Origin of the sequence: Belnapia arida, assembly GCF_016773205.1 — a bacterium.
Taxonomy (GTDB): Bacteria; Pseudomonadota; Alphaproteobacteria; order Acetobacterales; family Acetobacteraceae; genus Belnapia; species Belnapia arida.
This window is the reverse complement of record NZ_JAETWB010000001.1, coordinates 870468-890194: the sequence shown is the minus strand read 5'-3', so window position 1 is coordinate 890194 and position 19727 is coordinate 870468. Positions and strand designations below refer to the sequence as shown.

18 protein-coding genes are annotated in these 19727 nt (G+C 69.7%); 10 read left to right on the top strand and 8 right to left on the bottom strand.

What is annotated here, in order from left to right; all coding sequences use genetic code 11:
* The first annotated feature begins 1 nt into the window (after position 1).
* The 3 genes from JMJ56_RS04340 (at position 2) to JMJ56_RS04330 (ending at position 4790) form a co-directional block, all read left to right on the top strand.
* Positions 2-3097, top strand: a complete 3096-nt coding sequence (locus JMJ56_RS04340) for an efflux RND transporter permease subunit (protein ID WP_202830352.1) — start codon at positions 2-4, stop codon at positions 3095-3097.
* A 55-nt stretch (positions 3098-3152) separates the two neighbouring features.
* Positions 3153-3749 (top strand): GTP cyclohydrolase I FolE, encoded by a 597-nt coding sequence (folE, locus tag JMJ56_RS04335; RefSeq protein ID WP_202830351.1) that lies wholly within the window; start codon positions 3153-3155, stop codon positions 3747-3749.
* 66 nt (positions 3750-3815) lie between these two features.
* Positions 3816-4790, top strand: coding sequence for a sensor histidine kinase (locus JMJ56_RS04330; protein WP_202830350.1), 975 nt, complete (start codon positions 3816-3818; stop codon positions 4788-4790).
* Here JMJ56_RS04330 and JMJ56_RS04325 read toward each other — a convergent pair.
* Both JMJ56_RS04325 and JMJ56_RS04320 read right to left on the bottom strand, forming a co-directional pair.
* A complete protein-coding gene (locus JMJ56_RS04325; protein ID WP_202830349.1) occupies positions 4775-5536 on the bottom strand; it encodes a DUF169 domain-containing protein in 762 nt (253 codons plus the stop codon). The genes JMJ56_RS04330 and JMJ56_RS04325 overlap by 16 nt on opposite strands.
* Before the next feature lie 125 nt (positions 5537-5661).
* A complete protein-coding gene (locus tag JMJ56_RS04320) occupies positions 5662-7746 on the bottom strand; it encodes a TonB-dependent receptor (protein WP_202830348.1) in 2085 nt (694 codons plus the stop codon).
* Between the two features lie 136 nt (positions 7747-7882).
* Between JMJ56_RS04320 and JMJ56_RS04315 the strand changes: the two genes are divergently transcribed.
* Positions 7883-9121 carry a metal-dependent hydrolase family protein gene (locus tag JMJ56_RS04315; protein ID WP_202830347.1) on the top strand — a complete coding sequence of 413 codons (1239 nt, stop codon included), beginning with the start codon at positions 7883-7885 and terminating at the stop codon, positions 9119-9121.
* Here the strand turns inward: JMJ56_RS04315 and JMJ56_RS04310 are convergent.
* Positions 9118-10353 carry a hypothetical protein gene (locus JMJ56_RS04310; protein WP_202830346.1) on the bottom strand — a complete coding sequence of 412 codons (1236 nt, stop codon included), beginning with the start codon at positions 10351-10353 and terminating at the stop codon, positions 9118-9120. The genes JMJ56_RS04315 and JMJ56_RS04310 overlap by 4 nt on opposite strands.
* A gap of 46 nt (positions 10354-10399) precedes the next feature.
* On the bottom strand, positions 10400-11029 hold the full coding sequence (locus JMJ56_RS04305) for a glutathione S-transferase family protein (protein WP_202830345.1): 630 nt from the start codon (positions 11027-11029) through the stop codon (positions 10400-10402).
* A 213-nt stretch (positions 11030-11242) separates the two neighbouring features.
* On the opposite strand from JMJ56_RS04305, the gene JMJ56_RS04300 reads away from it, so the two are divergent.
* Complete coding sequence (locus JMJ56_RS04300) at positions 11243-11521, top strand: NINE protein (protein WP_202830344.1); 279 nt, start codon at positions 11243-11245, stop codon at positions 11519-11521.
* A 67-nt stretch (positions 11522-11588) separates the two neighbouring features.
* Here the strand turns inward: JMJ56_RS04300 and gatB are convergent, their stop codons facing one another.
* From gatB to gatC, 4 genes are read right to left on the bottom strand one after another with little or no spacing between them, the layout of a single operon-like run.
* Positions 11589-13037, bottom strand: coding sequence for an Asp-tRNA(Asn)/Glu-tRNA(Gln) amidotransferase subunit GatB (gene gatB, locus JMJ56_RS04295; RefSeq protein WP_202830343.1), 1449 nt, complete (start codon positions 13035-13037; stop codon positions 11589-11591).
* Positions 13034-13396 carry a hypothetical protein gene (locus JMJ56_RS04290; RefSeq protein WP_202830342.1) on the bottom strand — a complete coding sequence of 121 codons (363 nt, stop codon included), beginning with the start codon at positions 13394-13396 and terminating at the stop codon, positions 13034-13036. The genes gatB and JMJ56_RS04290 overlap by 4 nt, the downstream gene beginning before the upstream one ends.
* Position 13397: 1 nt before the next feature.
* Positions 13398-14885, bottom strand: coding sequence for an Asp-tRNA(Asn)/Glu-tRNA(Gln) amidotransferase subunit GatA (gene gatA, locus JMJ56_RS04285; protein ID WP_202830341.1), 1488 nt, complete (start codon positions 14883-14885; stop codon positions 13398-13400).
* Between the two features lies 1 nt (position 14886).
* Positions 14887-15174 carry an Asp-tRNA(Asn)/Glu-tRNA(Gln) amidotransferase subunit GatC gene (gatC, locus tag JMJ56_RS04280; protein ID WP_202830340.1) on the bottom strand — a complete coding sequence of 96 codons (288 nt, stop codon included), beginning with the start codon at positions 15172-15174 and terminating at the stop codon, positions 14887-14889.
* Positions 15175-15218: 44 nt separating this feature from the next.
* Between gatC and ruvX the strand changes: the two genes are divergently transcribed.
* The 5 genes from ruvX (at position 15219) to dprA (ending at position 19669) form a co-directional block, all read left to right on the top strand.
* Positions 15219-15701 (top strand): Holliday junction resolvase RuvX, encoded by a 483-nt coding sequence (gene ruvX / locus JMJ56_RS04275; RefSeq protein ID WP_202830339.1) that lies wholly within the window; start codon positions 15219-15221, stop codon positions 15699-15701.
* A gap of 16 nt (positions 15702-15717) precedes the next feature.
* On the top strand, positions 15718-16668 hold the full coding sequence (locus JMJ56_RS04270; protein ID WP_202830338.1) for an aspartate carbamoyltransferase catalytic subunit: 951 nt from the start codon (positions 15718-15720) through the stop codon (positions 16666-16668).
* Positions 16661-17938, top strand: coding sequence for a dihydroorotase (locus JMJ56_RS04265; protein WP_202830337.1), 1278 nt, complete (start codon positions 16661-16663; stop codon positions 17936-17938). Before JMJ56_RS04270 ends, JMJ56_RS04265 begins: the two co-directional genes overlap by 8 nt.
* Positions 17935-18516: a glycerol-3-phosphate 1-O-acyltransferase PlsY gene (gene plsY / locus JMJ56_RS04260; RefSeq protein ID WP_202830336.1), complete on the top strand. Its 582-nt coding sequence runs from the start codon at positions 17935-17937 to the stop codon at positions 18514-18516. The genes JMJ56_RS04265 and plsY overlap by 4 nt, the downstream gene beginning before the upstream one ends.
* 67 nt (positions 18517-18583) lie before the next feature.
* Positions 18584-19669 carry a DNA-processing protein DprA gene (gene dprA / locus JMJ56_RS04255; RefSeq protein ID WP_236037405.1) on the top strand — a complete coding sequence of 362 codons (1086 nt, stop codon included), beginning with the start codon at positions 18584-18586 and terminating at the stop codon, positions 19667-19669.
* The last annotated feature ends 58 nt before the right edge of the window (positions 19670-19727 follow it).

Sequence of the window (19727 nt, the reverse complement as noted above, 5' to 3'; positions counted from 1 at the left end):
CGTGTCCATCTCCGGGCCCTTCATCCGCCGGCCGATCGCCACCGCGCTGCTCGCCATCGGCATCGCGCTGGCGGGCATCGTCTCCTATTTCGCGCTCCCCGTCGCGCCGCTGCCGAGCATCGACCTGCCGACCATCGTCATCGGCGCCGGCCAGCCGGGGGCGGACCCGGCGACCATGGCCTCCTCCGTCGCCGCGCCGCTGGAGCGGCGGCTCGGCGCCATCGCGGGCGTGACGGAGATGACCTCCACCTCCTCGCTCGGTGCAACCTCCATCATCGTGCAGTTCGACCTCTCGCGCAGCGTCGAGGGCGCGGCGCGGGACGTTCAGGCGGCGATCAACGCGGCGGGCAGCGACCTGCCGGCGGGCCTCGCCATCCCGCCCTATTTCCGCAAGGCCAATCCGGGCGATGCGCCGGTGCTCATCATGTCGCTCGCCGCCGATACGGTGACGCCGGGCGCGGTCTATGACGCCGCCGACAGCCTGGTCGGGCCTCGCATCGCGCAGGTGCCGGGCGTCGCCCAGGTCCTGATCGCGGGCGCCGAGCAACCGGCGGTGCGCGTCACCGTCGATCCAGCGGCCGCCAGGGCAGCGGGCGTCGGGATGGAGCAGATCCGCCAGGCGATCGCCAACAACAACGTTACCCAGGCGACGGGGCTGATCGACGGCTCGCAGCAATCTGCCGCCATCGCCGTCAACGACCGGCTGAACACGCCGGAGGAATTCGGCGCCATCACGCTGAAATCGGCCAATGGCGCCCTCGTCCGTATCAGCTCCATCGCACGCGTCGCGCTCGACGTGCGGGACCGGCGGCAGGGCGGCTCGGTCGATGGCCGGCCGGCGGTACTGATGATCATCTTCAAGCAGCCGGACGCCAATGTCATCGAGGTGGTGAACGGCATCCAGCGCATGCTGCCGGAGGTGGAGCGCTGGCTGCCGGGCGGCGTGCATATCACCACCATCCGCGACCGGTCGGAGACGATCCGCGCCAGCGTGCATGACGTGCAGCAGACGCTGCTGATCTCGATCGTCCTCGTCATCGCCGTCGTGGCGCTCTTCCTCGGCCGCACCTCGGCCGTCGCGGCGGCAGGCGCTTCGGTGCCGCTCTCGCTGCTCGGCACACTGGTGGTGATGTGGCTGGTCGGCTACTCGCTCGACAATCTCTCGCTCATGGCGCTCACCATCTCGGTCGGCTTCGTGGTCGACGACGCCATCGTCATGATCGAGAACATGGCACGGCTGATGGAGCGCGGCATGAAGCCGCTGGAGGCCGCGCTGGTGGGCGCGCGGCAGATCGGCTTCACCGTCGTCTCGATCACCGTCTCGCTCATCGCGGTCTTCATCCCGCTGCTCTTCATGGGCGGCATCGTCGGGCGGCTGTTCCGCGAGTTCTCGGCGACGCTCGCCATTGCCGTCGCCATCTCGGGTGTCGTCTCCCTTACCCTCACGCCGATGATGGCGGGGCGGCTGGCGCGGAGCGCGCCGCACCGGCCGGGGCTCGTCATCCGCCTCGTCGATGCGGGGATGGAGTGGATGACGCGCGGCTATCTTTGGTCGCTGCGGCAGGTGCTGCGCTTCCGGCGGATCATGCTGGTCTTCACCCTGGCGCTCATCGGCCTCACCGTCTGGCTCTACGTCATCGTTCCCAAGGGCTTTTTCCCAGACCAGGATACCGGCCTCATCATCGGCACGACCCGGGCGCCGCCGGACACCTCCTTCCAGACCATGCAGGTGTTGCAGGAGCGGGTGGTGCAGGTCCTGATGCGCGACCCGGCCGTCGCCAGCATCGCCTCCCAGGTCGGCGGCGGCGGGGGCAATTCGTCGGGCAACCAGGGGCGCATCTTCCTCAGCCTGAAGCCGCTGGCGGAGCGCGACAACGTCCCCGCGGTCCAGGTGATCGACCGGCTGCGGCGGCCGCTGAACGGCATCCCCGGCATGCAGACCTTCCTCCGCGCCGTGCAGGACATCAGCCTTGGCGGACGGGCGGGGAATGCGCAATTCCAGTTCGTGCTGCTTTCGCCGGACCTGGAGGGGCTGGAATCCTGGTCGGAGGTGCTGGTGCAGAGGCTGCGCGGCGTCGCCGGCATCACCGATGTCTCCTCCGACCAGCAGCGGGCCGGCTTGGTCACGCGGCTGGAGATCGACCGGGATGCTGCGGCGCGGCTCGGCGTCAGCGTCTCCGGCATCGCCTCGGCGCTGAACAGCGGCTTCGCGCAGCGGCAGGTCTCGATCATCTACCGGGCGCGCAACCAGTACCGCGTGGTGCTGGAGCTGGAGCCGGGGCTACAGCAATTCCCCGAACAGGTGGACGATATCTACGTGCCGGGCGCCGGCGGGACGCAGGTGCCGCTCTCAAGCCTCGTCCGGCTGACGCGGGCGACGGCGCCGTTGGCGGTGACGCATCAGGGCCAGTACCCGGCCTCGACCATCACCTTCAACCTCGCCGAGGGCATGTCGCTGGGCCAGGCAGCGGAGGCGGTGCAGCGGGTGGCGCAGGAAGCCGGGCTGCCGGACGGGATGCGGACGGAATTCGCCGGCAGCGCCAAGGCTTTCCAATCCTTCGCCCAAGACCAGCCGCTGCTGATCCTGGCGGCGCTGCTGACCATCTATATCGTGCTGGGCGTGCTCTACGAGCACCTGCTGCACCCCATCACCATCCTCTCCACCCTGCCGACGGCCGGCATCGGCGCGCTGCTGGCGCTGCTGGTGACGGGGACGCCTTTCACCGTCATCGCCCTGATCGGCGTGATCCTGCTGATGGGTATCGTGAAGAAGAACGCCATCATGATGGTCGATTTCGCCCTGGAACATGAGCGGAGCGAGGGAATCGGCGGCTTGGAGGCCATCATGGCGGCCTGCCGGGAGCGCTTCCGTCCGATTCTGATGACGACGCTGGCCGCCGTCTTCGGCGCGGTGCCGCTGGCCATGGCCTCCGGGGCGGGGTCGGAGCTGCGGCACCCGCTCGGCATCACCATCATCGGCGGGCTGCTGCTGTCGCAGGTCCTGACGCTCTACACCACGCCGGTGGTCTACCTGGCGCTCGATGGTGTGGGGCGGCGGAAGCGGCAAACCGTGGCGGCGGCGGCGCCGGCAGAGTAGGAGAGGTATTTCGGTGGTGGGCCCAGGCCCCCGCCGCAACCGCCGGAGATACGCGATGTCACTTCCCGCCCAGCCGCCCCAGCGCCCGAGCCGCGCCGAGGCCGAGGATGCCGTCCGCACCCTGATCCGCTGGGCCTGCGACGACCCGACGCGGGAAGGGTTGCTCGACACCCCCGCCCGGGTGGCGCGCGCCTACGAGGAGCTTTTCGCCGGCTACCAGGTCGACCCGGTGGCGCTGCTGGAGCGCACCTTCGACGAGGTCGAGGGGTATGACGAGATCGTCCTGCTCAAGAACATCCGGCTGGAGAGCTATTGCGAGCACCACATGGTGCCCATCATCGGCCATTGCCACGTCGCCTACCTGCCGGCCCGGCGCGTGGTCGGCATCAGCAAGCTGGCGCGGGTGGTCGAGGCCTATGGCAAGCGCCTGCAGATCCAGGAGAAGCTGACGGCTCAGATCGCCAATACGATCGACCAGGTGCTGCAGCCGCGGGGCGTCGCCGTCATCATCGAGAGCGCGCACCAGTGCATGACGACGCGCGGGGTGCACCAGACTGGCGTGACGATGGTCACCAGCCGGATGCTGGGCGCCTTCCGCGAGAATTTCGACACGCGCCGCGAATTGCTATCCCTGATCCAGTCACCTTCGTAAGGTGTCTCGCTGGCGCCGGGCGGCCGGGTGACCTAGGTTCCTGCACCCTTGGGAAGGAAGCCCGGAATGCCCGATGGCGATGCCCGGTTTCGTCTTCTCGCCGACAATGCGCCGGTCATGGTCTGGCGGGCGGACCCGAGCAAGGCCTGCGATTTCTTCAACAGGCCTTGGCTGGATTTCACTGGCCGGACGCTGGAGCAGGAACTCGGCTTCGGCTGGGCCGAAGGGGTCCATCCCGACGACTTCGACCGCTGCCTTGCGGTCTACACGGAAGCCTTCGATGCGCGGCGCCCCTTCAGCATGCAGTACCGCCTGCGCCGGCATGACGGAGCCTGGCGGTGGCTCCTGGACAACGGCAGGCCCTACGAGAACGGCGGCGGCTTCGCCGGCTATTTCGGGTCCTGCATCGACGTCACCGAGATGAAGCAGGCCCTCGACCAGCGGGACGAGCTGGTGGCGGAGTTGACCCATCGCATCAAGAACACCCTCGCCGTGGTGGTCGCCATGGCGGAGCAGACGCGGCGCACCACACTCAGCCCGGAGGAATTCCACCCGAACTTCCTCGGCCGGCTGCATGCCTTGTCCCGCGCCCACGACGCCCTGTTCCGCCAGGGCTGGATCGGTACCACGCTCGAGCTGGTGGTGCGGGAGGCCCTGGCCCCACACATGGAACCGGGGCGGATCACCATCGCCGGGCCGGCCGTCACGCTGCCGGCCAACAGGGCCGTGGCGCTCGGTATCGCCCTGCACGAGCTGGCGACCAATGCGGTGAAGCATGGCGCCCTCTCCACCCCTGCGGGCCAGGTGAGACTCTGGTGGGGCGAGGCCGAGGCCGACGACCAAGGTCAGGCCTGGCACCTGCTCCACTGGGAGGAAAGTGGCGGGCCGCCGGTACCGGGCCGCCCTGCCCGCCGCGGCATGGGGACGCAGTTGCTGGAAGGCGGCCTCGCCAGGCAGATCCGCGGGGCGGTGACACTCGACTTCGCCCCGGCTGGGCTGCGTTGCATCATGCGTCTTCCGGCTGGTCAGGGCCTCGCATAGCTCACGCCCATCCCGGCCGAGGGATCATTCTGGATGCCATAGGGCGGGATGGGGTAGCGAAGGCCGTTCTTTGCGAGGGCCTTCATGCCGTCGACGGCGGTGCGGAGGTCGGCCGGCCTGAGCGCCATCAGCATCTCCTCGTCCGGCACGCCGCCATAGCGGCGCTCGGCGTAGCAGGGAAGCGATAGGCTCGGCTCACCGGTCTTGAGTGCGCGGCCCCAGCTATCGGCGCAGGCGCTCTCGCCGGCGACGCTCCACTCGAACTTCCGGTAGTTGCGGTACTGCAACCCATTGATGAGGATGATCATCTGCCCTGGCGTCGCATAGACCAGCGCGATGTCGGGCTCGGGGATGCGGCCGGAATCGAGGGGGCTCACGGCCATGGCCTGATAGCGGCCATGCGGGACGACATCGAGCGCCTCCTGACGCGCCTGGGCATCCTCCTGGGTGCCGTGCCAGATGCCGACATATTTCTCGCCGCGGCGCCATTCCTCATCCTGCGGGCCGAGGCCGATGACGGCGCGACACTGCGAGCCGACAAGGTCCTCGCCGGTAATGCCGACCGTCCAGCCGAGGCGGGAGGCCATGCTGACGATCTGGTCGGTGGCGTGGACGGTCTTCGGCCGGCGGATGCGGGGGATGGCCTCCATCTCGGCCACCGTCCCGTACATCTTCATGCCGATGACCGTCGTCTTGAGGCGCAGCAGCGCATTCAGCTCGGCAACGAGGGCTGGCAGGTCCAGCATCGGCGTTTCTCCCATTCTTCCTGGCGATGATATCCCGCCCCGGTCCCGCCCCCAACTCAGACCGGTCTGGGCCGGGTTACGGCCTGGCGAGAGGAGCTTGAGGGGAGCAGCGCTCCCCTCAACCGCTAAATCGCCCGCGACAAACCGGCGAAGAAGCCCCGCCGCATCCCGTATTGCGGCGCCCCAACGCCGATGCCGGTCCCGTCGCGCAGCTGGTAGCCACGGTCGAAGAGATTGATCACGTCGAAACGGAGCGTCCAGGCGCCGCCATCCGGCAGGGTCAGGCGCTGCGAGACGCCGAGATTGACCGTGAGATAGGGCGTCATCACCTCGCTATTGGCGAAGCCCTTCCGCATGCCGCTGCCATAGACGAGAGAGCTGGACAGGGTGCCGCCCTCCCAGGCCTCGTAGGCGGCGCCGGCTGAGCCGGTGAGCAGCTGATCATGATCGGTGCGGACCCATTTGCGGCGAATCTGGGCGAGTTCGGCCGGCGACCAAAAATACTGGTTGGAGACGAGGCCCCTTCCCTCCGAGCGCGAGACGGAGAGGTTGCCGTAGACCCGCCAAGGGCCCTGGCGCCAATCGGCCGTCAGCTCCGTGCCGTAGACCCGGCCGCGCCGGTAGTTGTAGGGCGAGAAGACATAGGCCCGGCCGAACTGCCCGAGATCCTGCATGTCCTCGACCGAGCGGCCATAGGCCTCGATGCCGAGGGTGAGGCTCTCGGTGACGCGGCGACGGATGCCGAGGTTGACGTAGTGCGTCCGCTCCGGCTGCACAGGGTCCGCCTGCTGGGTGGATGGCTGCAAGCTCGTGCCGCGGTAGCGGGCGATGTCGATGGCGCCGACCAGTTCGGCCGGCGGCGGGGTGAAGTAGCGGGCATAGCCGAGGGCGACCGTGGTTGCCTCGTCCGGCGTCCAGACAAGGTTGGCGCGCGGGCTGAATTGCGAGGCTTCGACGATGCCGGATATGGTGTCGAAGCGGCCGCCGGCATTGAGCGTCAACCGGTCGGTGATGCGCCACTCGTCCTGCAGATAGAGGCCGAACAGCGTCTGCCGCACGCGGCCGGCCTCCCGCAGGTTGAAGGGCGCGTCGAGGGCGCTGCCCACTGCGTCGAGCGGCAGCAGCGTGCTGTCCGTCACGTTGCGGGTCGTATCCTGGGACAGGGAAAAGCCGCCACGCAGCGTATGCTCCCGGTGCAGGCGCCAGGCCGCGTCGCCCTGCGTACCGTAGGACAGGCTCTCCCGCGCCACGGTGCTTGCCGAACCGTCGAAAAGCAGGTCGCCGAGCCCGTCCGGCCGGTAGCGGATGGAGGAGCGGCGGATGAAGGTGGAGAGCTGGAGGTCGGCATCGCCCAGGCTGTGCTGCCCGGCAAGGATGGCGAAGCTGTTGCGCTGCACCTGGCGCGCGCGAAGGTCGGTGCTGTCGAAGATGGACTGGCCATAGGCGGTGAAGGCCGGGCGCAGCCCCGGCGTGTTCGGCACCTGATAAGTGGAGTACATGCTGCCGGCGATCAGCGAGATGCGGCTGCGGTCGCCGACCGGCACAGCGGCATGGACCAGGCCGCGGATCTGGTCGGTCTCGTTGTGAAGGGCGGTCCGGCCCGGCGTCGGGTTCTCGAAGCCGCGGTCGCTGCGGAGGCCGGAGAGCGTGCCGAAATACTCGACTGGCCCGGCACTGCCGCCATAGCTGGCGCCCGGCTGGATGGTGCCGAAGCTGCCGCCATAGACGCCGATGCTGCCGCCGGGATCCTCGAGCCCGGAGCGGAGCTGCATGTCGACGACGCCCGCCGTGCGGTAGCCGAACTGCGCCGGCAGCGCGCCGGTGATGAGCGAGACGCTGCGCAGCGCCCGCGCGTCGAAGAGCTGGTTGAAGCCGCTGATCGCCTCCGGCAGTAGCACGCCGCTGACGCGGTATTGCAGGTTGCGGTGGTCGCCGCGGACATGCAGGTCGCCGAAGGCCTCCTGCACCACGCCCGGCGCCTGGAGCAACACGTCGGTGAGGCGGGCATTCTCGCCCCCGGGCAGCTTCTGGATGGTCTCTCGGTCGATCTCGTAGCGGCTGGCGCCAAGGCTCGGGGCGATGGCGTTGCGCGCCACGTCGAGGCTGCGGGACCGCACGACGAGGTCGGGCAGCTCGAAGGCCGGCTCCTCCGCCCGCGCCGCATCGGCGAGGAGGACCGAAACAACCGCGACAACTCGATAGCTGTTCATCTCTGCATCATCCAAGGCTATTGATATGTTCATGTATTTGTTGTTTATTTTCAGTATGTTATACTGATCCGCCGGGGTGGATGGCGCAAGCCGGCGCAATGCGCGATGCTCGCGCCGCAGACCGACGAGGCACCTCATGACCGGCACGCTGTTCCGCAACTTCCGGCTCTTCGATGGCCTCGCCGATGGGCTCGCCGAGGGGATGGAGCTGCTGGTCGAGGGCGACCGGATCAAGGAGGTGGCGGACCGGCCCATCACCAGCAGCACCGCGCGCGTCATCGATGCCGGCGGGCGTACGCTGATGCCCGGGCTGATCGACGCGCATGTCCATGCCTACGGCAGCGAGGCCGATCTCGGCCGGCTGGAGCGGCTGCCGCGCAGCCTGCAGGCTTTGCAGGCGGCGGAGCGGTTGCGGCAATCCCTGCAGCGCGGCTTCACCACCATCCGCGATGCGGGCGGCGCCGATTGGGGCCTCGCCATCGCCTGCGAGACGGGGCTCATCGCCGGGCCGCGGCTGTTCTACCCGGGCCGCGCGCTGTCGCCGACCGGCGGCCATGGCGACATGCGGCCGAACACCATGCTCGACCAGTTCTGCGGCTGCTGCGCGCCCACCATGGCGCTCGGCGTCATCGCCGATGGCGTGGACGAGGTGCGGAAGGCGGTGCGCGGCGAACTGAAGCGCGGGGCGCATGCCATCAAGATCATGGCGAGCGGCGGCGTCGCCTCGCCCTCCGACCCGATCTACGCCCTGCAATACAGCGACGAGGAGATCGCCTGCGCGGTCTGGGAGGCGAAGGCCTGGCGCAGCTACGTGCTCGCCCATGCCTATACGCCGGAGAGCATCCATCGCGCGGTGCGGCTCGGCGTGCGCTCGATCGAGCATGCCAACCTGATCGATGCGGAGACCGCCGGCTTCATGGCGGAGCGAGGCGCCTTCGCCGTGCCGACCCTCGTCACCTATGACGCGCTGGAGGAGGAAGGGCCGGCGCTCGGCCTGCCGAAGGAGAGCATGGCGAAGCTTGCCAGCGTGAAGGATGCCGGGCTCGGCAGCCTCGAGATCCTCGCGCGGGCGGGGGTGCGGATGGCGCTCGGGACCGACCTGCTCGGCGCCATGCACCGGCGGCAATCGGATGAGTTCGTCATCCGCCGCCAGGTCCTGCCGGCGGCGGAGGTGTTGCGCAGCGCGACCAGCGTGGCGGCGGTGCTGCTCAACCAGGAGGGGCAGCTGGGCGTGGTCGCGCCGGGGGCGCTGGCCGACCTGATCCTCGTCGATGGCGACCCCGTCGCCGATATCGGCGTGCTCACCGGCCAGGGCGAGCGCATCCCCCTCGTCATGAAGGGCGGGGTGGCGATGATCGACCGGCTGGGCGCCTAACGCACCAGGCGCAGCGTCCCCGAGGAGGGAATCTCACCCGCCGATTTCTGCAGGTTGAGAAGCTGGGTGGTCAGCGCCAGTACCCGGAGCGTCTGATCCTCCGCCTCGTCCTGCTGTGCCACATACCAGCGCGTGCCGCGGTAATCGGCGGCGAGCCGCGGCCGGGCGGGCGGCTGCTGCCACAGGCGGAAGAGCCGCGGCCTTGCCTGGCCGCCGCCCGGCCGAGGGATGGAGACGCGATAGGCGGTACCCTCCTCTCCCCGCCGCTGCACGGCGCCGAGATAGTGCAGGATCTCGTCCACCGAGCGCAGGTACCAGGCGAGGCCCGAAGGCGCCGCGCGGCCGGCATGGATGGCGTGGTCGGCCACCTCATCGGCACTGCAGGGGTCGCCCTCCTGGGTGATGGGGGAGATCTGCGGCGGCTCGTTGTCGAGGGCAAGCGCGGTGAAAGGCGGTGAGGAGCCAGGGCGGCCGGGTATGCAGATCACCAGCTGGTTCACCGCACGATACAACTGCCACCCATCTCCGGCCCGGCGCAGGGTAATGCCGGGCTCCTTCAGCATGGAAAGCCGGTCCGGCGCCGTCGCCTCCGCCCGGCTGAGCGGCGGGCCGAGCGGGATCAGGCGGGTATAGCCGTTGAAGCGGAGGCGGCCGAAGCGGGTCAGCCGGTCGACGACGGCCTGGAAGGGGTCGCAGGGCGGCCTGGCCTCCATGCCGGCCTCGGCGCAGGCGGCCTCGGCGTCCGGGTCCAGTGCCTGGCGGCGGGCCGGGTCGTTGGCGATGATGCGGCCGCCCGGCCCCTCATCGAATTTGGAGACGAGCAGGTAGAGCAGCACTTGGTCCGGCAGGCCCTGGTCGGAGAGCAGGCGCAGCAGCACCGGGTCGATCGGCCGCAGCAGCCCGCGGGCGAATTCCTGGCGGTCGAGCGGGCCGATGTCGAAGCTCGGATTCGTCGAGGCCAGAAGCGCCGGCTGGGCGAGGCCGGCCGAGTGGCTGAGGTCGTAGCCGAAGCCGGCAGAGAGGGTGAAAGCGCCATGGATGGCGCCGATGGTCGAGAAATGCAGCGGCGCCTGGTCCCGCGCCCGCAGCACGTTGACCACCAGCAGGGTATCCGTCGCGGCCTGCATCGTGCCGTTATAGGCGATGCTGTTCTCGGCGATGCTGCCGCCGAGGGAGCAGGCGACGAGGCCGGGCAGCAGGGCGAGGGCCAGCAGGCGGAGGCGAAGGCTCATCCGCGCAGCATGCCCGAGCCGTCCCTCCTGGCGAGTGAAACCGGGTTCAGCCGAGATGGACCTCGAAGCCCTTGGCGGTCGCAGGGCGGGCCATCATCCGCTCGTACCAGGCGGCGACATGGGGCAGGTCGTCGAAGGGGACCTGATGCCGCTCATGCCGCCAGGCCCAGCCGAGGATGGCGAAGTCGGCGATGCTCGGCTCGCCCTCGGTCGCGACGTAGTCGCGCCCGGCCAGGCGCCGGTCGAGCACGCCATAGAGGCGCTTCGTCTCGTTATGGTAGCGGGTGAAGCCGTATTCCTTGGCTGGCCCGTCCGGCTGCATCAGGAAGTGGTGGACCTGACCGGGCATCGGGCCGAAGCCGCCCATCTGCCACATCAGCCATTCCAGGACCGGCACCCGGGCGCGCAGTTCGCGCGGCATGAATTTCCCCGTCTTTTCGGCGAGATAGAGAAGAATCGCGCCGCTCTCGAAGACGGTGATGGGCTGGCCGCCCGGCCCCTCCGGATCGATGACCGCCGGGATGCGATTGTTCGGGCTGAAGGCGAGGAAGGCCGGGTCGAATTGCTCGCCCTTGGTGATGTTCACGGTCTTCACCGTGTAGGGGAGACCCATCTCCTCCAGCGCGACGCTAATCTTGCGGCCGTTCGGCGTGTTCCAGGTATGCAGCTCGATCATGGAGTCCCCGTCCCGAAAGCGTTGGGCCGAGCCTAGCCGAGGCCGCCGGGGCTGGCGAGCGCGGCGCACTGTGGCGCCGGCGCCACCTGTGGCCACGAACCTGCGCACGGAACATTGTAGTCGCTTCCTATTTTCGGTGCCATGCCGCAACCTGAGCGCGCAGGTCCGGCCAGGGGAAATGGTGGCGGCCCTGCGCTTTGGGGGATGGTCTTCATGCTGGTAATGTCGCTTCCGGCCGCGCGCCGTAAGTCGGTGACGCTCGCCTATCTGATCTGGGCCGTGTTCGGCCTGTTTGGCCTGCACCGTCTCTATCTGGGCCGGAATCTCTCGGCCGCGGGCATGGCCGCCATCACCGTGCTCTCCGTCCCGCTGATCTGGAGCGGCCTCGGCCTGCTCGGCTTCGTCGCCACCAGCACCTGGGCGCTGGCTGATGCGGTGCTCATTCCGGGCATGGCGAAGGAGCTCAACGGGGCGGTGGCCGCGGCGCCCTGAGGGAGTACGGCGCCCTTTCCCCCCAGGGCGCCTCTCAACTTCAGATTGGAGGAAGTCGTGCCCCTCCTCAGGTCAGCTTCTGCTTCAGCACCTCGTTGACCAGGGCGGGGTTACCCTTGCCCTGCATGGCCTTCATCACCTGGCCGACGAAGAAACCGAAGAGCTTATCCTTGCCGCTGCGGTATTCGGCAACCTTGCCGGCATTGGCCGCCATGACCTGCTCGATCGCCGCCTCGATGGCGCCGGTATCGACAACCTGGCGCAGGCCGCGCGCATCGACGATGGCGCCCGGCCGCTCGCCGGTCTCGAACATGATCGCCAGCACATCCTTGGCGATCTTGCCGTTGATCGTCTTGTCGGCGATCAGGTCCAGCAGCTCGCCGAGCGCCGCCGCGCTGACCGGGCTTTCCTCCACGCCGAGGCCTGTGCGGTTGAGGGCGGCGAAGAAGTCGCCGGTGACCCAATTCGCCACGGTCTTGGCGTCGCGGCCCTTGGCCACGGCCTCGAAGAAGGCAGCCGTCTCCCGCTCCAGCGTCAGCACATGGGCGTCATAGGGCGAGAGGCCCATCGCCACGTAGCGCGCGCGCCGCTCATCCGGCAGCTCCGGCAGCGAGGCCTTCAGGCGCTCAACCCAATCGGCCTCCAGCACCAGGGGCGGCAGGTCGGGGTCGGGGAAGTAGCGGTAGTCATGCGCATCCTCCTTGGAGCGCATGCTGCGCGTGACGCCGCGGCCGGTATCGAAGAGCCGCGTCTCCTGCTCGACCGTGCCGCCCTCCTCCCACAGCTCGACCTGGCGCCGCGCCTCGGCCTCGACCGACTGCATGACGAAGCGGATGGAGTTGACGTTCTTCACCTCGCAGCGGGTGCGGAACCCCTCTCCCGCGCGGCGGACGGAGACGTTGACGTCGGCCCGCATCGAGCCCTCGTCCATGTTGCCGTCGCAGGTGCCGAGATAGCGAAGGATCTGGCGGAGCTTCGTCAGATAGGCCCCCGCCTCTTCGGGCGAGCGCATGTCGGGCTCGGAGACGATCTCCATCAGCGCGACGCCGGAGCGGTTCAGGTCGATGAAGGACTTGCTCGGATGCTGGTCGTGCAGCGACTTGCCGGCATCCTGCTCCAGATGCAGGCGGGTGATGCCGATCTCCTTGGTGCTGCCGTCGGCCAGCGTGATCTCGACCGTGCCGGTGCCGACGATCGGATGGGCAAACTGGCTGATCTGGTAGCCTTGGGGGAGATCGGCATAGAAGTAGTTCTTCCGATCGAAGCGCGACCAGAGATGGATCTCCGCCTTCAGCCCGAGCCCGGTGCGCACGGCCTGGGCCACGCATTCCTGGTTGATCACCGGCAGCATGCCGGGAAAGCCGGCATCGACGAAGGAGACCTGGCTGTTCGGCTCGGCACCGAATTCGGTTGCCGCGCCGCTGAACAGCTTGGCCTGCGAGGTCACCTGGGCGTGGACCTCGAGGCCGATGACGACTTCCCAGGGGCCGGTGCGGCCTTCGATCACATAGGTCATGCGCTTGCCGTCCTTGCGCCCCAACCGAAGGTCAGGCGCTGCTGTTCACGGAGGAATGCCTCCCGGTCCTCGACGATGCCCAACCCTAGCCGCCTCGCGCAATCGGCGAAGCCGGAGAGGGATTGCGGATCGAGCGCGCCGGTCTGCAGGTTGTCCTGGTTAACGACGATGGCCGAGATCATGGCGCCCGCCTCGATCAGCATGCGGCCGCAGACGCCTTCCAGATGCGGCCGCATCTGGCTGCGGACGGACATGCTCCACGGCACGTCGCTCGCGTGCGCGATCTGGCCGTAGCTGACGAAGCGGCGTCCCACCGCCGCGGCGCGGATCGCCCCGATGCTGCGGTCCAGGTCGAGCATGCTAGGCGCCTGCCCTCAGCCGCGGCAGGGCGGTGAAGGCCGCCGCCTGCTCGATCGCCGCGCCGACGGCGAAGACCGTCTCCTCGTCGAAGGACTTGCCGATCACCTGCAGGCCGAGCGGCAGCCCCTGCGCATCGAGCCCGGCCGGCACGGCGAGGCCCGGCAGGCCCGCGAGGTTGGCCGTCACGGTGAAGACGTCGTTCAGGTACATCTTCACCGGGTCGTCCTGCTTCTCGTCCATCCCGAACGCCGCCGAGGGTGTCGCCGGGGTGACGATGGCGTCCACATTGCCGAAGGCCTCGTCGAAGTCGCGCTTGATGAGGGCGCGGATCTTCTGCGCCTTCAGGTAATAGGCGTCGTAGTAGCCGGCACTCAGCACGTAGGTGCCGATCAGGATGCGCCGGCGCACCTCGGCGCCGAAGCCCTGGGCCCGCGTCCGCTCGTAGAGATCGCGCAGGTCGCTGCCCGGCTCCGCCGCGCGGAGGCCGAAGCGCACGCCATCGTAGCGGGCGAGGTTCGAGGAGGCCTCGGCCGGAGCGACGATGTAGTAGGTCGGCAGCGCATACTGCGTGTGCGGCAGGCTGATCTCGACCGTCTCCGCCCCCTGCTCGCGCAGCCAGGCGAGGCCCTGTTCCCAGAGCGCCTCGATCTCGGGCGGCGTGCCCTCCAGGCGGTATTCCTTCGGCACGCCGATGCGCAGCCCCCTCACCCCGCGGGCGCAGGCGGCGGCGAAGTCGGGCACCGGGACATCGGCGCTGGTGCTGTCCTTCGGGTCGAAGCCCGCCATGGACTTCAGCAGGATGGCGCAATCCTCGACGGTGCGCGCGACGGGCCCCGCCTGGTCGAGCGAGGAGGCGAAGGCAACGATGCCGAAGCGGCTGCACCGCCCATAGGTCGGCTTGATGCCGGCGATGCCGCAGAAGGCGGCTGGCTGGCGGATGGAGCCGCCGGTATCCGTCGCAGTGGCGCCGAGCGCCAGCCGCGCCGCGACGGCGGCGGCCGAGCCGCCGGAGGAGCCGCCGGGCACCAGCCGCGCGTCCGGATCGTTCGCGCGCGACCAGGGGTTCTCCACTGGACCGGAGGCGCTGGTGGTGTTGGACGACCCCATGGCGAATTCGTCGAGATTCGCCTTGCCGAGGAAGACCGCGCCATCCCGCAGCAGGTTGGCTGAGACGGTGCTCTCATAGGGAGGGGTGAAATTACCGAGGATGCGGCTGCCGGCCGTCGTCAGCGTCCCCGCGGTGCAGAACAGGTCCTTGATGGCGAGCGGCACCCCCTCCAGCGGGCCGGTGAGGCCCTCCTTCCGCCGCGCATCGCTGGCGCGGGCCTGCTCGAGCGCGCGCTCGCCCGTCACGGTAATATAGGCGTTCAGCCGCGGGTTGAGCGCCGCGATGGCGTCCAGATGCGCCTGCGTCAGCTCGACCGAGCTGATGACGCCCTCGTTCAGGGCGTCGATGGCGCCACGCAGGGTGAAGTCGGTCGGATGCATCTTATTCCACCACCTTGGGGACGCCGAAATACTCGCCCTGGCGGTCGGGCGCATTGGCGAGGATCTGGTCCGCGATGCCGCCATCGGTCACCGCATCGGGACGCGGGCGGAGCGCCACGGCGCCGCCGCCGGCCATCGGCTCCACTCCCTCGGTGTTCACAGCCTGCAACTGCTCGATCCAGCCGAGGATGCCGTTCAGTTCCGCCTGGGCCTGGGCCAGCTCGCCCTCCTCCAGCCGGATGCGGGCCAGGGCGGCGATGCGGCGGACCGTCGCGATATCAAGGGACATGGGCCATTCCAGTCTGCACGAGAGAGGGGGCTATAAGGCCCCGCATGGCGCTCATCAACCTGACCGACCTCCGATCGGCCCTTCCCCGGGGGCAACGCCTGCTCGGGCTCGACCCGGGGAGCAAGCTGGTCGGCCTCGCCCTGTCCGATGCCTCGCTGCTGCTGGCCAGCCCCTATGGCAGCCTGAAGCGGGGGAAGCTTGCGGCCAATGCCGCGGAGCTGCGGGCGATCGTTGCGAAGGAGGCGGTGGGCGGGCTGGTGGCCGGCCTGCCGCTCTCCATGGATGGCAGCTTCGGGCCGGCGGCGCAGGCGGCGAAGGATTGGGCGATGGCGATCGCTGCCGCGGTCGCCCTGCCGGTCGCCATGTGGGACGAACGGCTCTCGAGCGCGGCGGTGAACCGGATGATGGTGGCGGCCGACCTCAGCCGGGCCAAGCGCGCGGCGGCGGTGGATGCGGCGGCGGCCGCCTACATGCTCCAGGCGGCCTTGGATGCCAGCCGCCCCGCGGTTAGTGTCCCGCCGACCTGAGAGTGGCGAGTCCTGGATGTCCTTCTCCTTTCCCATCCTCCCCGATGGCCATCTCCTTGCCATCGAGGGGCTGGAACCGCCGCATATCGGCGCCCTGCTCGACCTCGCCGAGAGCTATGCCCTGCTCAACCGGCAGGGCAAGACGCAGCGGGACCTGCTGCGCGGCCGGACCCTGATCAACCTCTTCTTCGAGGACAGCACCCGGACCCGCACGAGCTTCGAGCTGGCCGGCAAGCGGCTGGGGGCGGATGTCATCAACATGTCCGTCTCCAACTCCTCGGTGAACAAAGGCGAGACGCTGATCGACACGGCGACCACGCTGAATGCCATGCATTGCGACCTGCTGGTGGTCCGCCACGCCCAGTCCGGCGCCCCTGCCCTGCTGTCGCAGAAGGTCTCGGCCAGCGTCATCAATGCCGGCGACGGTACGCATGAGCACCCGACCCAGGCGCTGCTCGACGCGCTGACCATCCGCCGCCGCAAGGGGCGCCTGGAGGGGCTGGTCGTCGCCATCTGCGGCGACGTGCTGCACAGCCGGGTCGCCCGGTCGAACATCCACCTGCTGACGGCGATGAACGCCCGCGTCCGCATCGTCGGCCCGCCGACCCTGATCCCGGCCGCGGCAACGCGGCTCGGCGTCGAGGTCTTCCACGACATGAAGGCAGGCCTCGCCGGGGCCGATGTCGTCATGATGCTCCGCCTGCAGAAGGAGCGGATGACGGGCGGCCTCGTCCCCTCCTCCCGCGAGTTTTTCCGCTTCTTCGGCCTCGACCGGGAGAAGCTCGACTGGGCGAAGCCGGATGCCATCGTCATGCATCCCGGCCCGATGAACCGCGGCATCGAGATCGACAGCGCCATTGCCGACGACCCGGAACGGAGCGTGATCGGCGAACAGGTGGAGATGGGCGTCGCCTGCCGGATGGCGGTGCTCGACGTGCTGGCGCGGGACCTTCGCCGCAATGCGTGACGTGCTGATCGCGGGCGCCCGCCTGCTCGACCCTGCCTCCGACCTCGACGCGCCGGGCGACCTCCTCGTCCGGGGCGGGCTGATCCTCGACCACGGCCCCAGCCTCTCCCGCCCCGAGGGCGCCGAGATCGTCGAGGCCCATGGCGCCTGCCTCGCCCCGGGGCTGGTCGATCTCCGCGCCGCCATCGGCGAGCCGGGGGCGGAGCACCGCGAGACCATCGCCTCCGCAGCAGCTGCCGCGGTGGCGGGCGGCATCACCACGCTCTGCGTCCTGCCGGATACCGATCCGGCGCTGGACGACCCGGCGCTCGTCCAGTTCGTCCTCCGCCGCGGCGAAGCGACGGGCAGCATGACCCTCCTCCCCTATGCCGCCGCCACCAAGCATTGCGAGGGCCGCGAGATCGCCGAATATGGGCTGCTGCTGGAGGCCGGTGCCGTCGCCTTCACGGACGGGCGGCGGGCGATCGGCCATGCGCGAACCATGCGCCTCGCCCTCTCCTATGCCCGCGCCTTCGGGCGGATGGTGGTGCAGCACCCGGAGGAGCCGGGCCTAGCCGCAGGCGGCGCCGCGACCGAGGGCGAGCTGGCAACGCGGCTCGGCCTGCCCGGCATCCCGGCGGCGGCCGAGGCGATGATGGTCCAGCGTGACATCGCCCTCGCCCGCCTGACGGGGGGACATGTGCATTTCGCCCATGTCAGCACCGCGGCGGCGCTCGACCTCATCCGCGCCGCGAAGGCCGAGGGGCTGGCCGTCACCTGCGACACCGCCCCGCCCTATTTCGACCTGAACGAGACGGCGATCGGCGACTACCGCACCTATGCCAAGCTCTCCCCGCCGCTGCGGCCGGAGGCGGACCGGCTGGCGGTGGTCGCGGCGCTGCAGGACGGCACCATCGATGCCGTCGCTTCCGACCATCAGCCGCATGATGCCGACGACAAGCGCCTGCCCTTCGCCCAGGCCGAGGCAGGCGGCGCCGGCCTTGCCACGCTGCTCGGCGTCACCCTCGCCCGGGTGCATGGCGGAGACCTGCCGCTGCTCCAGGCGCTCGGCCTGCTGACGGCGCGACCGGCGGGGCTGCTCGGCCTGCCGATCGGGCGGCTGGCCAAGGGCGCGGCGGCCGACCTGGTGCTGTTCGAGCTGGACCGGGGCTGGCAGGTCAAGGCGGGCGCCCTGCCTGGCAAGGCGCAGAACTCGCCCTTCGACGGGCGGGCACTGGAGGGTCGGGTGATCGGCACCTGGAAAGCTGGCCGGAGGGTCTACACCGCATGAGCCTGCTGCTCGCCTTGCTGCTCGGCTACCTGCTGGGCTCCGTACCCTGGGGGCTGTTGCTGACGCGCGCCGCCGGCCTCGGTGACGTCCGCGCCATCGGCTCCGGCAGCATCGGCGCGACCAATGTGCTGCGGACGGGCAACAAGTCGCTCGCCGCCGCGACCTTGGCGCTCGATATCGCCAAGGGAGCGCTCGCCCTTTGGGTGGCGGGCAGCCTCTGGGGTGAGCAGGCAGGGCTGGCGGCCGGCTTCGGCGCCGTGCTGGGCCATGCCTTCCCCGTTTGGCTCGGCTTCAGGGGCGGCAAGGGCGTGGCGACGGGCGGCGGCGTGCTGCTGGCGGCGGCCTGGTGGCTTGGCCTTGGCGTCGCGCTGGTCTGGCTGGCGACGGCCTTCCTCACCCGCATCTCCTCGGCGAGTGCGCTCGTCGCCTGCGTCGCGGCACCGGTGCTGGCGCTGGTTGCCGGGCGGCACGATCTGGCGCTGTTCAGTGCCGGGATCGCCTTGCTGGTCGTCATTCGGCACAGGCCGAATATCGAGCGGTTGCTGGCAGGGACGGAGCCGCGGATCGGTCGTAAGTAAATCGCAACGAAACGCTGGACTTCGGCGGAAGGCCATGGTTCCTCACTCGTGAACCATGGCTGTGCCGATGACCGCCGATACGCTCGACCGCCTTCGCCTTGCCCGCACCGAAGGGCTTGGACCGCAGATCTTCCAACGATTGCTCGCGCGCTTCGGCACGGCCCGTGTGGCGCTCGAGGCCTTGCCCGACTTCAGCAAGGGCAAGCTGGTCCCGCCGGCGGCGGGCCTCGTGGAGCGGGAGATGGCTACCGTCGCCAGGATGGGCGGGCGCTTCTTCTTCCTCGGCCTGCCCGGCTATCCGCCGCTGCTGGAGACGCTCTACGACCCGCCGCCGGCCCTCGCCCTGCTCGGCGACCCAGCGGCGCTCGCCCCGCGCGCGGTGGCCATCGTCGGCGCCCGCAGCGCCTCCACCGCCGGGCGTCGCGTGGCCGATGCGCTCGCCGCGGACCTGGCCCGGGCCGGGCTCGTCATCGTCTCCGGCATGGCGCGCGGGATTGATGCCGCGGCCCATCTCGGCGCGATGCGGGAGGGCCGGACGGTGGCCGTCGTAGCCACCGGGCTCGACCGGCCCTACCCGGCCGAACACGCCGCGCTCCAGGCCCGGATTGCCGCCGAGGGCGGCGCGGTTCTGGCCGAGGCGCCGCTCGGCACCGCGCCCCTCGCCCAGCATTTCCCGCGGCGGAACCGAATCGTCGCGGCGCTTGCCATGGGCGTCGTCGTGGTTGAGGCAGCGCAGCGCTCCGGCAGCCTCATTACCGCGCGGCTCGGGCTGGAATTGGGGCGGGAGCTCTTCGCCGTGCCCGGCAATCCGCTCGACCTGCGCTGTCGCGGCTCGAACGACCTCATCCGCCAGGGCGCCCACCTCACCGAATCGGCCGAGGACGTGCTGCCGAACCTGCCCGAGGCACCGCATGCCGAGCCCCTCTTCACCCCGCGCCCGGAGCCCGCGGCACCGCCCGCCCAGGCTCTTCCGCCCAGTGAGGCTGGACAAGTGTTTGAATTGCTTGGTGCCGCTCCCATAGCGGTTGACGAGGTGGTGCGGCGCTGCCACCTGTCGCCCTCCGCGGTCCAGACGATCCTTCTCGAATTCGAACTGGCCGGGCGGGTAGAGATGTTGCCGGGCAACCGGGTGGCGCTCACCGGCCAGGCCTGACGGAAGGGCGCCGGGACCGGAACTTATGCACCCGGCCGCGAAGGCCAGGGGGACTGGA

Coding starts and splice junctions, on each gene's coding strand:
- JMJ56_RS04265 (WP_202830337.1), top strand. CDS start 16,661: ATGCGTGACGTGCTGATCGCGGGCGCCCGCCTGCTCGACCCTGCCTCC.
- gatA (WP_202830341.1), bottom strand. CDS start 14,885: ATGCATCCGACCGACTTCACCCTGCGTGGCGCCATCGACGCCCTGAAC.
- JMJ56_RS04330 (WP_202830350.1), top strand. CDS start 3,816: ATGCCCGATGGCGATGCCCGGTTTCGTCTTCTCGCCGACAATGCGCCG.
- folE (WP_202830351.1), top strand. CDS start 3,153: ATGTCACTTCCCGCCCAGCCGCCCCAGCGCCCGAGCCGCGCCGAGGCC.
- JMJ56_RS04310 (WP_202830346.1), bottom strand. CDS start 10,353: ATGAGCCTTCGCCTCCGCCTGCTGGCCCTCGCCCTGCTGCCCGGCCTC.
- JMJ56_RS04270 (WP_202830338.1), top strand. CDS start 15,718: ATGTCCTTCTCCTTTCCCATCCTCCCCGATGGCCATCTCCTTGCCATC.
- gatB (WP_202830343.1), bottom strand. CDS start 13,037: ATGACCTATGTGATCGAAGGCCGCACCGGCCCCTGGGAAGTCGTCATC.
- gatC (WP_202830340.1), bottom strand. CDS start 15,174: ATGTCCCTTGATATCGCGACGGTCCGCCGCATCGCCGCCCTGGCCCGC.
- JMJ56_RS04325 (WP_202830349.1), bottom strand. CDS start 5,536: ATGCTGGACCTGCCAGCCCTCGTTGCCGAGCTGAATGCGCTGCTGCGC.
- JMJ56_RS04315 (WP_202830347.1), top strand. CDS start 7,883: ATGACCGGCACGCTGTTCCGCAACTTCCGGCTCTTCGATGGCCTCGCC.
- JMJ56_RS04320 (WP_202830348.1), bottom strand. CDS start 7,746: ATGAACAGCTATCGAGTTGTCGCGGTTGTTTCGGTCCTCCTCGCCGAT.
- dprA (WP_236037405.1), top strand. CDS start 18,584: ATGACCGCCGATACGCTCGACCGCCTTCGCCTTGCCCGCACCGAAGGG.
- JMJ56_RS04300 (WP_202830344.1), top strand. CDS start 11,243: ATGCTGGTAATGTCGCTTCCGGCCGCGCGCCGTAAGTCGGTGACGCTC.
- plsY (WP_202830336.1), top strand. CDS start 17,935: ATGAGCCTGCTGCTCGCCTTGCTGCTCGGCTACCTGCTGGGCTCCGTA.
- JMJ56_RS04305 (WP_202830345.1), bottom strand. CDS start 11,029: ATGATCGAGCTGCATACCTGGAACACGCCGAACGGCCGCAAGATTAGC.
- ruvX (WP_202830339.1), top strand. CDS start 15,219: ATGGCGCTCATCAACCTGACCGACCTCCGATCGGCCCTTCCCCGGGGG.
- JMJ56_RS04290 (WP_202830342.1), bottom strand. CDS start 13,396: ATGCTCGACCTGGACCGCAGCATCGGGGCGATCCGCGCCGCGGCGGTG.